This window comes from Clostridiales bacterium (assembly GCA_018333995.1).
Classification (GTDB): Bacteria; Actinomycetota; Coriobacteriia; order Anaerosomatales; family SLCP01; genus JAGXSG01.
Map to the genome: position 1 here is coordinate 83,130 of JAGXSG010000028.1, position 15,128 is coordinate 98,257.

The window sequence follows — 15,128 nt, forward strand, 5'->3', positions numbered from 1 at the left end:
CTCATCGGGCCGGCGCATGGCGGCACACGCGCCCACTTGGGACAGAGAGGGATTCGATGACAGAGCCACGCGTCACGGTTGTGCTCGGCGTGACGGGATGCATAGCGGCATACAAGGCGTGCGAGATCGTTCGCGCGCTCACGAGTTCCGGTGTGCGCGTGAAGGCCGTGATGACTGAGGCCGCCGCTAAGTTCCTCGGCCCGCTCACGCTGCGCACGCTAACTGGCGAGCCGGTCACGACCTCGCTATGGGACGAGCCGACCGCGGGTCGCGTCTTTCACGTCTCGCTTGCCGAGGAAGCCGGAGTCTTCGTCATCGCTCCTTGCACGGCGAACGTTATCGCGAAGCTCGCGCATGGGATCGCCGACGACATGCTCACGACAACCGCTCTTGCCACTGAAGCGCCGCTGGTGATCGCGCCCGCCATGAACACGCACATGTGGCGTGACGAGGCCACGCGCGCAAATCTCGCGGTGCTTCGCGAGCGGGGGGCCGTCATAGTGGCGCCGTCCGCGGGAGAGCTTGCGTGCGGAGACGTTGGAGAGGGGCGTCTTGCGGCGGTGAGCGACATCACCGATGCGATACTTGCCGAGGTGGTCCGCGTCCGTGACCTCGACGGGGTGCGGCTCCTCGTGACCGCCGGGCCAACGTACGAGCCGATCGACGCGGTGCGATTTATCGGTAACCGTTCGTCTGGCAAGACTGGATACCACATCGCTGAGGAGGCTTCGCGCAGGGGGGGCGAAGTCACACTGGTTTCTGGCCCCACCTCACTGCCGGACCCCTTTGGTGTGCGCACGGTGCGCGTCGAGACGGCCGCCGAGATGTACGAGGAGGCGATGGCGGCGTTCGCGGTAGCCGACGCCGTGATCGCGACTGCCGCTGTGGCCGACGCGCGGCCTGTTCACGTTGCGAGCGGCAAGCTCAAGAAGCACGAGGTGGCAGGGTCTCTCGAGCTTGAGAGGACTGTCGACATTCTCGCCGCGATGGGTGAATCGAAAGGTGAGCGTGTACTCGTTGGGTTTGCCGCCGAGTCCGGCGACCTTATCGGTTCTGCGCGTGACAAGCTCGTCCGCAAACGGCTCGATCTCGTGGTAGCCAATGACATCACGCTTGAAGGACTCGGGTTTGCTTCGGAGCGCAACACGGTTACGCTCGTTTCGGCGGAAGGTGTCGAGGAGGTTCCAGAGATGGCCAAGCGTTTGCTCGCGAAGGTTATCTGTGATCGGCTAAGCGCGCTGGTGGCGGGCGGGCGCGCGACACGCTCGTCACGCGCGCAACAGGAAGGAGCGACCTCATGACGCTGACAGGCACCGCGAAACGGCTCGCGGTCTATATCGGTGAAGCTGACCGGTACGATGACAAGCCGCTGTACGAGGCGTTGATGGAGTCGGCGCGGGTGGCAGGGTGCGCCGGCGCGACGGTCTTGCGCGGCATGATGGGATTTGGCGCGACGAGCCGCGAGCACGCCAAGCACGGCATGCGTATGTCCGTTGACCTCCCCGTGGTAGTGCAAGTGATAGATGTCCCCGACAGGATCACCGCGCTCGCCGAGGTGTACGCCGCGATGATCGGTGACGGACTCATCACTGTAGAAGATGTCAATGTGCTGCTTTACCAGGGAGGCATCACAGGAGGTCCACACACGGCATAGTCCATGCTGGTATAGTTACGTGTCGTATGTGTCATCCGTCGAGATAGGAGTGTGCGGTGGGTTCGAACAAGAGTAAGACAAACGGGTCCGGACAGTCACAACCTGTGGAGGCCGCTCCTGCCAAGAAGAAGATTCCGATGGTTCCAGCGACGATCGCCTTCGTGGTTGTGATCATTGCTATCGTGTTCATAGCTAGCACTAATGCGGGCACCGTTCGCATTGTCGACGGGAAGATCTCCCGGACGATGGCGACGGTCGACGAGTGCGCTGAGTTCACGGCGCCTCTGGTGGTTCCAGAAGGGCAAACGATAGAACAGGTTGCCGAAACCATCTTCGACTCGCTTTCTCAGACGACAGGCGTAGGCCTCGTGACTATCTACGTCGATGATCCGCGGGTCGATATCAACTACTGTCAGTCGTACTCGAATGAGCCAGCACTCTCTGAGATACTTGCGACAGCGGGTTACCTCGGCGAGTGATCTTGTTCAGCCACCACGCGGTGATGCCGGTTTGATCTTGATCACGGCACGATCATTCGTGTGGCACGTGGAAGTGCTCGTACCGTTAGCGGAGTTGAAGCACTGACGGCTTCGCCGTCGTACTGAATCTTCAGGGCTGGTTTTGCGACGAGCCGCACCGTGCTCGCGGTGTGAACCTCGAGTCCGGCGGAGCGGTCGGGGTTGTCGATGAAGCGGTCGAGAAACGCTCCCCAGACCGCAGGAATCAGCTCGGGCACGCTGCGTGTTCGCAGCACGACGACTTCGAACAAGCCGTCACTCGGGTCACTCGAACGAGTAAGCGCGAGGTCAAACTGTACTTTGACGACATTCATCACGAGGACAGCCATGCCCTCGCTCTCAACGGTTCGCCCGTCAAGGTCGAGCGTGAAGTGCGAGATCGTCGGGGCGAAGTGCTGCAAGGCGCCAACGAGATACGCGAGGGGGCCGAGAGTTGGTTTGTAGCGCTCGGCTGTCGCCATTACCTCGGCGTCGTAGCCGGCCCCGGCGGCGACGATGAAACCGGTTGGAGTGCTTCCGTCTTCGTAGGTGATCTCTCCCAGATCGATCTCGGTCGTCGAGCCCTCCACGGTGACACGGGCGAGTTCGAGGGGATCAGACGGGATCTCGAGATTCAAGGCCAAGAGGTTCGCGGTTCCAGCCGGATAAGCGAGGACTGGTATGCCTGTGCGGGCAAGGCGATAACAGACGGCGGAGACGGTGCCATCGCCTCCAGCGGCGACGACGCGGTCGAACGCGTCAGCGTCCCTGAGCAGGTGTGCGAGGTCCGCCCCCAAGCCCAGGAAGCGCATGGTTACTTCCACGTCTGCGCGCCCGAGGGCTCGCACATAGTCGTACAAGCCGGCGTCACCTTGGCCGGACCTGAGGTTAACGACCATGAGTACTCTCACGGGATCGTCCTCCGAGTTGTCGAGTGCGCGTGGTGTGTTTGCCAGCGCTCTGGCCTTACATGCTATATCGTGTCGTGTCAGACCTGTGATTTATCGTTGGATGTACCCGAAACGGAGGTGAGGCGTGTACGTACGTGACGCGGCGGGGTTGCGCGAATGCATTGGCCGCATTCAGAGTTCGCCGTTCATCGCGCTCGATACCGAGTTCATGCGCGATAGAACGTACTATGCGCGCCTGTGCCTGATCCAGATCGCCACGGACGACATGCAGGCGATCATCGATCCCCTGGCGGTGCGTGAGCTATCTCCCCTGCTCTCCGTCTTGGCGGACGTTCACGTGACCAAAGTCTTGCACGCTGGTTCGCAGGATCTCGAGATATTTTGGCAACTTATGGGGCGGGTTCCGGCTCCTGTGTTCGACACTCAAGTCGCGGCTACTCTCGCCGGTTTCCCGACACAGGTTGGGTACGGTGCGCTCGTCGAAAATATGCTCGGTGTCAAGCTCGACAAATCAGACACATTCACTGACTGGTCTCGCCGTCCGCTCTCGGAGAATCAGATCGAATACGCTCTCAACGATGTGCGCTACCTTCCGATGATCTATCGCGAGCTGCGCGGACGCCTTGAGACAGAGAATCGCCTCTCATGGCTCGAACCCGACTTCGATCGCATGGTCGACCCAGCGACGTACGATCTACTGCCTGAGGAGCAGTTCAGAAGGGTGAAGCGCGTCGCGTCGCTCACCCCTCGGCAGCTTGGCGTGCTGATGTGCGTGACCGCGTGGCGAGAGAACGAGGCCCGGCGCAGGGACGTTCCCAGGCGCTGGATCATTGGCGACGAGAGCCTGGTGGAGATTGCACGCAGGGTGCCGCTTGACGCCGTTCAGCTCGGTGCGATCCGCGGAGTTGGCGACAAGCTCGGGAAGTCTTCGTATCCCGGAGTGCTTGAGGCCGTCACCGATGGGCTCGCCCTGCCCGATGAGCGATTGCCGCACATCGAACGCCGCCGCCGCCGCCCGCTCGATATCGATGCCGCAGTTGATCTTATGGCTGCCCTGGTGCGTCTCCGGGCGAAAGAACACGGCGTCGCGGCGCCCCTGCTCGCTTCGCGCGACGATCTCAAGAACCTCGCCGCCGGAGAACGCGATGGAAATGCGTTGCTTGAGACGTGGAGACGGTCGATCGTTGGGGAAGAACTTATAGACCTTCTCGACGGGCGTTTGGCTCTACGCCTTGAAGAAGGAAAGCTTGTGGTAGAGGAAATGGGTTGTGATGACGCTGTGTAGCCCGACGTTCCGCACGGGCTCTGGCAGGACGTTTGCACAGTAGAAGGAGACCCCGCATTGGGGGGCGATTCTGCTACCGGGTACGGAGTCTACGGAGGTCACTAAGGATGTTCGGTTCTTACCTATACATATTGATCTTGGCTGTTGGGTTGGGCGTGCTAACCCAGTGGTACGTCAGCTCGTCGTTCAAGCGCTACGCTAAGGTTCCGCTCGCGACGGGACGTAGCGGATACGAGGTGGCTCGTGCGATGCTCGATGCCGAGGGGCTACATGGTGTCGGAATAGAGCGGGTGTCCGGACACCTATCGGATCACTACGATCCGCGTGCTCGGGTACTGCGCTTGTCGAAGGATGTGCACGACGGGCGCAGCGTGGCCGCAGCTGGCGTGGCGGCACACGAGGCTGGGCATGCAGTACAGCACGCGCGGTCGTTCGCACCTGCGGCCGTGCGTCAACTGCTGGTTCCCGCTGCGAACATCGGGTCTCAGGCTGCGCTTCCGCTTATCTTGCTCGGCGCGTTCATGGCGATTCCTGGCTTGATGTCGCTCGGCGTGCTTCTCTTTGCCGGTGCGGTTCTCTTTCAGTTGGTGACTCTGCCGGTCGAGTTCGACGCTTCGCGTCGCGCGCTCAGCTCCCTCACGGCTGGCAACGTGTTGCCAGCCGATCAGGTCAGAGGCGCTCGTAAGGTTCTCACCGCAGCTGCGCTTACGTACGTCGCGGCTACACTTATTGCGGTCTTGCAGCTGCTCTATTTCTTGGGTCTGGCGCGCCGTTAGCCGTAACGCGTGGAGAGCCGTCGTGCGCGACTCGGTTTCCTCTGTGGTGCCGGCCGTGCCACACAAGGGGGAGGTGTGGGCGTGACGAACGAGCGGACTTTAAGCGTGACCGAAGCGATGTCTGTCGCGAAAAGGGCGCTCGAGTCGATCACGCTTACTGTCATCGGTGAAGTCTCGGAGTTCTCGGACAAGCCCGGTTACAAGGCGACCTACTTCACGGTGTGCGACGCAGGAGCGTCGATGAGCTGTCTCATGTGGCAAGACGCGTACCGGGCTTCCGGGATCACGCTGCGCTGCGGGATGCTTGTCGAGCTGACCGGGCAGTTCTCGGCGTATCTTCCCAAGGGGCGGATGCAGTTCGTCGCTCGCAGGATTGCGCTGGCAGGAGAAGGCCACCTCAGAATGCGCGTGGCAGAGCTCACCCGGCGCCTTGATTCAGAGGGCCTCATGTCTGTGGTGAGAAAGCGGCAACTGCCCGCACTTCCGGAGCGGATCGCCGTTGTCACCTCGCCGCGAGGAAAAGCTGTACACGACGTGATTCGCACGCTTAAGCGCCGGTATCCGCTTGCTGAAGTGCTCGTCGCGGGAGTGCCCATTGAGGGTGTAGAAGCGGCGAGCTGCATTTGCGAGGGTCTTGCCACAGCGGTTCGCGCGGACGTCGATGTGGTATTGCTGGTTCGTGGCGGCGGTTCGTACGAGGATCTGATGCCGTTCAATGATGAAACGGTAGCTCGTGCGATCGTCGCGTGTCCGGTACCCGTCGTCACGGGGATTGGACACGAACCAGACACGACCATCGCTGATCTCGTCGCTGACCTCAGGGCTTCGACGCCCACCGCGGCGGCGGAGGCGGTGGTGCCCTCTTGTGAAGAGCTGGAGTCGATGCTTGGCGCGGTGTCCCGCCAATTAGCTAGAGCGCTGGAGCGAAAGGTGCGTGACGTGGCGCACCGTGTTCGCTTACTCGCTGACAGGCCTGTGTTTCGTGAACCGGTAGCGCTTCTTGGCTCGGCGATGCAAGCCGTAGACCAGGCGGAGGCCTCCCTCGCTCGCGCGATTCCCATAAGGATGGAGCGGGATGCGGACCGGCTGCGCTACGCACGAGAGGGACTTTTCCGGATCGGTCCCCGCCTCATTGACCGAGCAGGGGAAGACATCGGCCGCAACGCGTCTCGCTTGCACGACCTGTCGCCCCTTGCGATTCTCGGCCGAGGCTACGCCGTGGTCTTCGGGCCGGACGAGGTCACGGTGATCCGCTCTGCGGCCGAGGTCGCTCCCGGCGATGTCGTCCGGGTTCGCGTGCGTGAGGGACGGCTACGATGTATCGTGGATTCTACCGAGGAAGGAACTCTGTCATGAGTGACGAACGACATCCCAGCCCGGACGAGATGACGTTTGGTGATGCCCTCTCGGAGCTCGAGGGCATTGTCCGCGCACTCGAAGGCGGTCAACTCGAACTTGAAGAGAGTATGAGCCGATACGAGCGCGGAGTTGTGCTGCTCAAGGCGCTGCAGGGCAAGCTCGAAGGCGCCCAGCAGAAAGTGACCATGCTCCTCGGCGAGCTTGACACCGGTGAAGGCGATGATCAGCGGGTGTAGCTGACCTCACCCAGGGGAGGGAGTAGCGGTGACCGAGTGCCTGTTCTGCAAGATCGCAACAAGAGAGATACCTGCGGAAACGGTGTTTGAGGACGATCTCGTGCTCGCCTTCGATGACATCTCCCCGCAGGCGCCAGTGCACACGCTCGTGATACCCAAGGCGCACTATCAAAACCTGTCCGATGATGTGGAGCACTCGGTGCTCACGGCATTGTTTGCGGCGGTTCCCACGGTCGCCCGACTCAAAGGAGTTGCTGCGTCCGGATACCGTGTCATTGTGAACAACGGATCAGACGCCAACCAAACCGTGGGCCATCTGCACGTTCATGTGATCGGCGGGGCGCCTATGTCGCACGGCATGGTTGAGCTTGCGCCATGACGGAGCCGATCAAGACGACGGTGGCGATAGAGAGCGATGTGGCGTGAGTGCGCTTCATTTTCTCGAGAACGGCTCGGTGTTAGTTGCGCACACCGGCGTCGTCCGGGCGGCCGTGTTTCCTCCTGAGGAATAAGCGTGCCGTCCGAGGCAGTGCCTGTCACCTTCCTGCCATGTGGCTCGACGGTGGACGTCGTACCCGGAACACCGCTGCTTGCCGCAGCGAGAGCCGCCGAAGTGTCGCTCGTGGCACCGTGCGGAGGCCGTGGACAGTGTGGATTGTGCGCTGTCCGGGTCGTGGAGGGGGAACTAGATGCGCCCGGAGACGTGGAATCGGCGGTCCTCGCGAAGACTCGACGACGCGATGAGCGCATTCGGCTCGCGTGTCGAGCGCTCGTAGGGAATCGCCCGGTCACAGTGATGCCACTCCTGTCGCAGGGGGACGCGAGGGTGGTTTCGCGAGTGAGGCACGGGGTCGGCGGCGCGATCGGCGCTGCTGTCGACCTGGGGACGACCAACGTCTCTCTACGTCTCATCGATATGCGGTCCGGGAGTGTTCTCGCTGACGGTGACGCGCCGAATCGCCAGGCAGCATACGGTGCGGACGTGGTGAGCCGCATCGAGGCGGCCATCTCGGGCGAAGCGGCGCCGCTTGCCGAAGCGGCGAGGAGCTCTATCATGTCGGCGCTGGCGGCTGCTATGGACGTGCCTAACGGCAACACCGTCTTGCTCGACAAAATGCTGATCGCGGCAAATCCCGCGATGGCGGCGCTCCTTCTCGGTGTCGATGTGAGCACGATGGCGGCACACCCTTTCGTTGTGGCGCTGCAAGATGGCGACGAGGCGGCGCTTGCTCGATCACTGCGAGTCACCGAAGCGCATGTTGTTCCGGCCATCGACGCGTTCGTAGGCGGTGACCTTGTGGCAGGCGCAGTCGCGGCGGGACTCACCAAGGGGGCCGATGGATTGCTCTACGTTGACATCGGCACGAACGTTGAGGTCGCGTTTGCGCTTCCGCATGCGACATTTGCCGCCTCGGCCCCGGCTGGTCCGGCGTTTGAGGGCGTAGGGATCTCGTGCGGCGGAGGCGCGGGTCCGGGTGGTATCACGCGAGTCAGCATCGACGGGAGCCGCATAGCCCTTGAGACGAGAGGTCTCGTCGCGACTCATTTCACATCTTCTGGAATGCTGTCCGCGCTTGATGCACTCCGAAGTTGCGGGCAGCTTGACGCCGACGGCACTCTGCGGCCTCGCGGACCGCTCGCGGACCGTCTGTTTGCCAGCGATGGGATTCGGGCGATTGCGCTGGGAGAGGAGCCGGAAGACAGGTCCATCTACCTCACGCAGCTTGACATTCGGACCGTTCAGTCAGCAAAAGCGGCGGTCGCGGTGGCGGTTTCGGGGGTGCTTGACGCCGCCGGAGAACACCAGCTTGCTCAAGGAGCCATAGTATCGGGGGCGTTGGGCGCCGCGATCGACAGTGAGGTACTGGTGAGACTGGGATTGCTGCCGAGTAGCGTGGCGGGCAACATCGTGGTCATGCCAGACGCCGTCTTGTCTGGAGCGGCCGCCATGCTCGTGTCTGACTGTGCTCTTGAGGCGGCGCGGCATTTCGCGCAGACCGCCAAACATGTTGACCTTGCCGCGGGTGAGGGCTTCTCGGCGGCGTTTATGTCGGCGCTCCAGCTCAAGCCGTACATGCCGGAATAGACGAAGATCCCGGCCTTCGGGCCGGGATCTTCACATTCCTTCCCCTGCTTACCCCTGAGTCTCTGCGGGCCACCACGGTCAACAGCCTGGTTGTCCACCGCGAATCGGGATGCCGGTCGCCGACGCCCGCCTCTTGTCGCTCTTCGGATCCCCCGAAGAGCATTGCTGGGAAGGGAAACCGTTCTGAGCGAAATGTACCTGATGATTGGATTCACTGCAACATTTGTTACAAGATTCTTTCGATTTCTGGGCCTGTTACCATGGCACCGATCGTTCGCTGTCCCGTCTGAGGAGTGTGCGATTTCGGTTTGATCGCCGCCCACCGAACGATCAGGGCCGTCTACCTGATGTGAAGGGTATTTCGCGACCAATGAACCGTTACGATTGCTGGGCACATATCTGCGTCGATCGCCGAGGACCGTCCTAGCCGCTGAACCGGCGTAAGGGTTGCGGCCGGGAATCAAGTTCATGCGTGCGATTTGACTGATGACAGGGAGGTTCAGGAATGTCTGATGAGAAGACTTCGATCGAATCGTTGATGAAGGAGCTGCGCGTCGTTGAGCCAGCTGACTGGGTTCGCGAGAGGGCGCACATCAAGTCCATGGAAGAGTATGAGGAGATGTATGCCCGCTCCGTCGAAGACCCGGAAGGGTTCTGGGCTCAGATGGCTGAGGAGTACCTCCACTGGCACAAGAAGTGGGACTCGGTCGTCGAGTGGGAGTTCGACACGCCTCGGGTCGAATGGTTCAAAGGCGGTAAGACTAACGTTGCGTACAACTGCATCGATCGACATCTCAAGACATGGCGGCGTAACAAGGCGGCCCTCATCTGGGAGTCCGATGAAGGTCACTCGAAGATTCTCACGTACCAGTCGCTCTACTACAAAGTATGCCGATTCGCGAATGTGTTGAAGAAGCACGGAGTGAAGAAGGGCGATCGCGTCGCGATATACATGCCCATGATTCCCGAGCTCGCGGTCGCCATGCTCGCGTGCGCACGCATCGGAGCGATCCACTCGATCGTCTTTGGTGGATTCTCCGCTCAGGCGCTGCGTGATCGAATTCAGGATTGCGGGGCGAAGCTGCTGGTAACCGCTGACGAAGGCATCCGAGGTGGCCGAGTTGTCCCGCTCAAGGCGATGGTCGATGAAGCGCTCCTGGAGTGCACATCGATCGAGTCGGTCATCGTTGTCTCTCGAGCACAGACGCGTGTTGACATGGAGCCCGGTCGAGACCACTGGTACCACGAGGAGGTTCATGCGGCCGACATCTCGAATCATTGCGACGTCGAGTGGATGGACGCCGAGGATCCGCTCTTTATCCTTTACACGTCGGGATCTACCGGAAAGCCGAAGGGCGTGCTCCATACAACCGGCGGATACCTCCTCTACGCGACGATCACGTTCAAGTACACCTTTGACTACCACGATGAGGATGTATTCTTCTGCACGGCCGACATCGGGTGGGTCACGGGACACAGTTACGTGGTGTACGGTCCCATGAGCCTCGGGGCCACCTCGCTCATGTTTGAAGGTGTTCCTACGTACCCGGACGCCGGCAGGTTCTGGGCGATCGTTGAGAAGCACGGCGTGAACCAGTTCTACACAGCGCCGACTGCGATTCGAGCTTTGATGAAGCTAGGCGAGGAGTGGCCCGCGAAGTACGATCTATCGAGTCTGCGAGTTCTCGGCACGGTGGGTGAACCGATCAATCCCGAGGCGTGGATGTGGTACTACCGCAACATAGGCCGTGAGCGGATTCCGGTCGTCGACACGTATTGGCAGACCGAGACAGGCGGTCACGTCATAACGAACCTGCCAGGTGCGACCCCGATGAAGCCCGGCTCGGCTACTCGTCCGTTTTTCGGGATACAGCCGATCGTACTCGATGAGAACAAGAGCGAGACTCCGGCGGGATCCGGCGGACGCCTGTGCATCAAGTACCCGTGGCCTGGCATGCTGCGAGGCACGTGGGGTGATCCTGAGAACGCGAGGGTTCGGGAGGTCTACTTCTCGACGTTCCCCGGCATGTACTTCACGGGAGACGGTGCTCGAAAGGACGAAGACGGCTACTACTGGCTCCTTGGCCGGGTCGACGACGTCATCAATGTGTCAGGTCATCGAATGGGCACCGCCGAGGTTGAGAGCGCGCTGGTGAGCCATGAGACGGTAGCCGAGGCCGCGGTTGTTGGTTTTCCGCACGAGATCAAAGGTGAGGGCATCTACGCGTACGTCATTCTCAAGGGAGGAGTCGATGCCGTCGAGGAAGACTTGCGAAAGATTCTCATCGGCCACGTTCGCAAAGAGATAGGGCCGATCGCGAGTCCCGACCACGTTCATTTTGTCCCCGAGTTGCCCAAGACCCGTTCCGGAAAGATCATGCGGCGGATCCTGCGCAAGATCGCGGCGGGGGAGACGGACATGGAAGCGTTTGGTGACATTTCGACGCTTGCTGATCCCGCGATCGTGCGTACGATTCTCGACACGCGTCCCGCTGAGTAACCCGTAGTCGAAGTCAGCGGGATACGGACCCCGGCGGTACCTCCTCCGTGAGGCGCGCCGGGGTCTGTTTTGTGCGGCGTTCTGTGCGGCGTACCACACCCACGGCTATTCGGTTCGTGATAGACTTTCGTGCGGCTTTACGTGAGTTTCGCGATGCGAAAGGAAGACTTCCCTTATGGCGTTCAACGACCTGTTCTTGCGTGCTGCACGTCTTGAATCTACCGAGCGCACCCCGGTATGGATGATGCGTCAGGCTGGCCGGTACATGGAGGAGTATCGAGCGATTCGCGCCAAGTATGGCTTTCTCGAAATGTGCCGAACGCCCGACCTCGTGGTCGAAGTGACGCTGCAACCTGTCGATCTCGTGGGTGTCGACGCGGCGATCCTGTTCTCCGACATCCTGGTCTCGTTCCCGGGCATGGGTTTGGACCTCGAGTTCGCGAAGGGAGAAGGGCCGGTCATCCACAACCCCATCCGCAGTGTCGCCGACGTCGAGAAGCTCGTCGTTCCCGATCCCTACGAAGCGACCGGCTACGTGATGGAATCGATCACGATGCTCAGGCGCGAGCTCGAGCACAAGGTGCCCCTGATCGGTTTTGCGGGTGCCCCGTTCACGCTCGCAAGCTACGCGATCGAGGGTCACGGCACGCGTGATTACGAGTACACGAAGGCACTCATGTGGGGTGAACCGGCCGCATGGGACCTGCTCATGACCAAGTTTGGCGACACTACCATCGCGTATCTGAAGGCGCAGATCGACGCCGGCGCCCAAGTGGTGCAGTTGTTCGACAGTTGGATCGGATATATGGCTCCGCGAGATTACGAACGCTACGTGCTGCCTCATACCGCGCGGGTTCTCGCCGAGGTCAAGGCGCACGGTAACGCGGTGGTTGACGGAGGCGTACCGGTCATCCACTTTCCCAACGGCGCCACTTCGATGCTCGATCTCGCACAGAAGGCTGGCGGAGATATCATCGGTGTTGACTGGCGAATCGATATGAGGAAGGCCGTCGACATCATCGATCCGAGTTTTGGCATCCAGGGCAATATCGATCCGGTTGGACTGTTCGCGCCCGACGATGAGCTTGAGAAGATGGTGGTCGAGATTCTCGAGGCGGTCGGAACCCGGCCTGGTCACATCTTCAACCTCGGCCATGGGATCCACAAGACGAGCGATCCGGAGAAGGCCCGCTCTATGATTCGCTTCGTGCACGAGCACTCCGATCGTATCAGGAGCGGTCGTTGATAGCGGCTGACGGAAGTGTGTCCACGAGTGCGGTCCTGTTGATCGGCTACGGAGGTCCCCACTGCCTCGACGCGGTCGAGCCCTTCATCGCCCGGCTCATGGGGAGGACTCCCGAACCGGAGCTCCTAGAGGAGGTCAAGCGGCGATATCTCACGATCGGCGGTTGCTCCCCCATGCTTCCGATCGCTCAGCTGATCGCCCAGGGCGTCGAAGAGAGACTTCTCACACGGGGTCACGAAATTCCGGTGGCTATCGGCATGCGCTACGCTCCTCCGATGATCGGAGATGTTCTTCGCGCCATGTACGAGAGGGGTGTTCGCAAGGTCGTCACGGTGTCGCTTTCTCCGTACGAGTCCGCGATCTCGACGGGTGCGTGCCGTGATGCGATCGACGATGCGTGTGCGGAATTGGCAGACATGGAAGTGATCTCCACCGAGCTGCTGCACACGCTTCCCGCATTCAGCGGACTACTCATCGGCGGAGCTGCCGCCGCGATCCATGAGCTCAAGGACGTTGCTTCGAAACTCGTCATTTTCACGGCGCACAGTCTGCCCGTGTCCGACATCGATGACGACGATTCGTACGTCGTCCAGCTTCGGAGCGTGCTCAACAGGATCGTTTCCGGACTCCTGATGGCCGAGGGAACTGAGCTCGATGGCGCTTCGGAGAAGCTTGCGGGCATCGAGGCGTACGGCAATCTCGGCGATCCGCAGCCTTGGGTGTTCGCGTATCAGTCGAAGGGTCGTAAGCCAGGTCCTTGGCTCGGCCCAGATCTCGATGATGTGATAGGTGCCGCCATACAGGGGGGCTTTGAGGGTGTCGCGCTGTGTCCTATAGGGTTTGCGATCGACAACATGGAGACTCGGTACGACCTCGATGTCGCCTCTGCCGATCGTCTTCTCGGAGCGGATATCGAGTACAGCAGAGCAGCCCTTCCCAACGATGATCCGCTGATTCTCGACGCGATCACGGATATGGTGGAGCCGCTCGTGTAGCGGAATGGCAGTGATCGAAGACGGCCGACCGTTTGGAGCGTGAAGGAGAAGGCGTCCATGAAGCACATAATTGTGATCGGTGGGGGCGCTGCGGGTCTTGGCGCGGCGTACAAGGTCAAACGTGCGGCCGAGGAAGGCCACGACGTGACCTTCACACTCATCGAGAAGGATCCACGTCTTGGCGGGAAGATCGCTTCGGAAATGGTCGCTGACCCCGAGGGTGCGGGCGATTTCATAGTCGACGGGGGCCCCGATTGCTTTCTCACCGAGAAGCCCGGAGTGCACCGTATCGCCAAGCTTGCTGGCATCTTCGACGAGGAGCTGCCGACCGATGACGCACGCAAGCGAACCCACATCCTTTCGCGCGGACAGCTTCATGATCTTCCTGACGGCGTGATGATGTTCGCGCCAACCAAACTGGTCCCATTCGCGACGACAGAACTGTTTTCGTGGCCGGGCAAGATCAGAATGGGCCTGGACCTGTTCATCCCCCGAAGGACATGGCCGGTGGGCGAGCGCAGGGATGAGACACTTGAGAGTTTTGTCGTGCGCCGGATGGGGCGTGAGTGTCTTGACCGTATCGCCGAACCGCTCGTGGGCGGGGTTCATGCGTCCGATCCGGCCAAGATGAGTCTTGCAGCCACCTTCCCGCGGCTGCTTGATATGGAACAGACGTACGGCGGCATGATCAAAGGCTTTCTTGCGGCACGCAAGAAGGTCGAAGAGATTCGAATGAAGTACCCGCCCAAGCCAGGCGCAAAGCCACGCACCTTCTTTACCTCGTTTGACTCTGGCATGCAGCGCCTTACTGACGTCATGGCCGACCGCGCTGGCCGCGACTCTATGCGGATCGGCGTGGCGGTCGTTGCGGTCGAAAGAAACGGTGATCGGTGGGTTGTGACCTTGGCAGACGGTGAGCGCGTCGAAGGCGACGCCGTCATTGTGGCCACTGAGTGTTGGGCTGCCGAGCCCCTCATGCGTACCGTCGATGAGAAGATCGCCGACGCGCTTGCCGGCATAGAGTCGTCCTCCTCGGCGACGATCTCGCTTGGCTTCAAGGAAGACGAGGTCGGCATCGACATGAACGCGTTTGGACTACTCTGTCCGATCGTGGAGAACCGTCAGATGATGGCAGCTTCGTTCTCGTCGACCAAGTGGCCGGGTCGCGCGCCCGCCGGTCGCGTGCTGTTGCGCGGCTTTGTGGGTGGTCCTCACAATCAGTCGATCATGGAGGAAAGCGACGAGCGTCTCGTCGAGATAGTCCTCTCAGAGATGCGTGACATCCTGGGGGTGAAGGGCGACCCGCTGTTTAGCCGAGTCTACCGGTGGCATCTTGGCATGCCGCAGTACACGATCGGCCATCTCGACCGCGTCGAAACGATCGAGTCGCGTGCCCGCGAGATTCCGGGACTGTGGCTCGGTGGCGGGTCGTACCGGGGCGTGGGTATTCCCAACTGCATCGAGGGCGGCGAGGCGGGCGTAAGCAAGGTTCTCGGCGAGTGGAATATGAGCATGGCCGAGGACTCTGAGGAGCCCAAGCGCTACTACTAGCGGCAGTCGTTTCCGGGCGTCGCGCGGCGGTC

The 15,128-nt window shown here is 61.2% G+C and carries 14 protein-coding genes; 13 read left to right on the top strand and 1 reads right to left on the bottom strand.

Features of this window, described 5'->3' with window-relative positions; translation table 11 throughout:
* Window positions 1-56: 56 nt before the first annotated feature.
* The 3 genes from coaBC to KGZ40_07765 are packed head-to-tail and all read left to right on the top strand — an operon-like array spanning window position 57 to window position 2,133.
* Complete coding sequence (gene coaBC, locus KGZ40_07755) at window positions 57-1,301, top strand: bifunctional phosphopantothenoylcysteine decarboxylase/phosphopantothenate--cysteine ligase CoaBC (protein MBS3957405.1); 1,245 nt, start codon at window positions 57-59, stop codon at window positions 1,299-1,301.
* On the top strand, window positions 1,298-1,654 hold the full coding sequence (locus tag KGZ40_07760) for a DUF190 domain-containing protein (GenBank protein MBS3957406.1): 357 nt from the start codon (window positions 1,298-1,300) through the stop codon (window positions 1,652-1,654). The genes coaBC and KGZ40_07760 overlap by 4 nt, the downstream gene beginning before the upstream one ends.
* 56 nt (window positions 1,655-1,710) lie before the next feature.
* Window positions 1,711-2,133 carry a hypothetical protein gene (locus KGZ40_07765; GenBank protein ID MBS3957407.1) on the top strand — a complete coding sequence of 141 codons (423 nt, stop codon included), beginning with the start codon at window positions 1,711-1,713 and terminating at the stop codon, window positions 2,131-2,133.
* A gap of 41 nt (window positions 2,134-2,174) precedes the next feature.
* Here KGZ40_07765 and KGZ40_07770 read toward each other — a convergent pair whose 3' ends face one another.
* Window positions 2,175-3,062: an NAD(+)/NADH kinase gene (locus tag KGZ40_07770; protein ID MBS3957408.1), complete on the bottom strand. Its 888-nt coding sequence runs from the start codon at window positions 3,060-3,062 to the stop codon at window positions 2,175-2,177.
* A 124-nt stretch (window positions 3,063-3,186) separates the two neighbouring features.
* On the opposite strand from KGZ40_07770, the gene rnd reads away from it, so the two are divergent.
* From rnd to hemG, 10 genes are all read left to right on the top strand, one after another.
* On the top strand, window positions 3,187-4,347 hold the full coding sequence (rnd, locus tag KGZ40_07775; GenBank protein MBS3957409.1) for a ribonuclease D: 1,161 nt from the start codon (window positions 3,187-3,189) through the stop codon (window positions 4,345-4,347).
* 107 nt (window positions 4,348-4,454) lie between these two features.
* Window positions 4,455-5,123, top strand: coding sequence for a zinc metallopeptidase (locus KGZ40_07780; protein MBS3957410.1), 669 nt, complete (start codon window positions 4,455-4,457; stop codon window positions 5,121-5,123).
* An 81-nt stretch (window positions 5,124-5,204) separates the two neighbouring features.
* Window positions 5,205-6,479: an exodeoxyribonuclease VII large subunit gene (xseA, locus tag KGZ40_07785; protein ID MBS3957411.1), complete on the top strand. Its 1,275-nt coding sequence runs from the start codon at window positions 5,205-5,207 to the stop codon at window positions 6,477-6,479.
* 29 nt (window positions 6,480-6,508) lie between these two features.
* On the top strand, window positions 6,509-6,718 hold the full coding sequence (gene xseB / locus KGZ40_07790) for an exodeoxyribonuclease VII small subunit (protein MBS3957412.1): 210 nt from the start codon (window positions 6,509-6,511) through the stop codon (window positions 6,716-6,718).
* 28 nt (window positions 6,719-6,746) lie between these two features.
* Window positions 6,747-7,097: a histidine triad nucleotide-binding protein gene (locus KGZ40_07795; protein ID MBS3957413.1), complete on the top strand. Its 351-nt coding sequence runs from the start codon at window positions 6,747-6,749 to the stop codon at window positions 7,095-7,097.
* 135 nt (window positions 7,098-7,232) lie between these two features.
* Entirely contained in the window at window positions 7,233-8,804 is a 1,572-nt protein-coding gene (locus KGZ40_07800) for a DUF4445 domain-containing protein (GenBank protein ID MBS3957414.1), read from the top strand.
* 505 nt (window positions 8,805-9,309) lie between these two features.
* Entirely contained in the window at window positions 9,310-11,304 is a 1,995-nt protein-coding gene (gene acs / locus KGZ40_07805; protein ID MBS3957415.1) for an acetate--CoA ligase, read from the top strand.
* A gap of 175 nt (window positions 11,305-11,479) precedes the next feature.
* Window positions 11,480-12,550: a uroporphyrinogen decarboxylase gene (hemE, locus tag KGZ40_07810; protein ID MBS3957416.1), complete on the top strand. Its 1,071-nt coding sequence runs from the start codon at window positions 11,480-11,482 to the stop codon at window positions 12,548-12,550.
* A complete protein-coding gene (locus KGZ40_07815) occupies window positions 12,547-13,545 on the top strand; it encodes a ferrochelatase (GenBank protein MBS3957417.1) in 999 nt (332 codons plus the stop codon). The genes hemE and KGZ40_07815 overlap by 4 nt, the downstream gene beginning before the upstream one ends.
* A 57-nt stretch (window positions 13,546-13,602) precedes the next feature.
* Window positions 13,603-15,096: a protoporphyrinogen oxidase gene (gene hemG, locus KGZ40_07820; GenBank protein ID MBS3957418.1), complete on the top strand. Its 1,494-nt coding sequence runs from the start codon at window positions 13,603-13,605 to the stop codon at window positions 15,094-15,096.
* The last annotated feature ends 32 nt before the right edge of the window (window positions 15,097-15,128 follow it).

Bases quoted from the DNA above. Each gene is read 5' to 3' on its own strand.
- coaBC (MBS3957405.1), top strand. From the start codon at position 57: ATGACAGAGCCACGCGTCACGGTTGTGCTCGGCGTGACGGGATGCATA.
- KGZ40_07760 (MBS3957406.1), top strand. From the start codon at position 1,298: ATGACGCTGACAGGCACCGCGAAACGGCTCGCGGTCTATATCGGTGAA.
- KGZ40_07780 (MBS3957410.1), top strand. From the start codon at position 4,455: ATGTTCGGTTCTTACCTATACATATTGATCTTGGCTGTTGGGTTGGGC.
- xseB (MBS3957412.1), top strand. From the start codon at position 6,509: ATGACGTTTGGTGATGCCCTCTCGGAGCTCGAGGGCATTGTCCGCGCA.
- acs (MBS3957415.1), top strand. From the start codon at position 9,310: ATGTCTGATGAGAAGACTTCGATCGAATCGTTGATGAAGGAGCTGCGC.
- hemE (MBS3957416.1), top strand. From the start codon at position 11,480: ATGGCGTTCAACGACCTGTTCTTGCGTGCTGCACGTCTTGAATCTACC.
- hemG (MBS3957418.1), top strand. From the start codon at position 13,603: ATGAAGCACATAATTGTGATCGGTGGGGGCGCTGCGGGTCTTGGCGCG.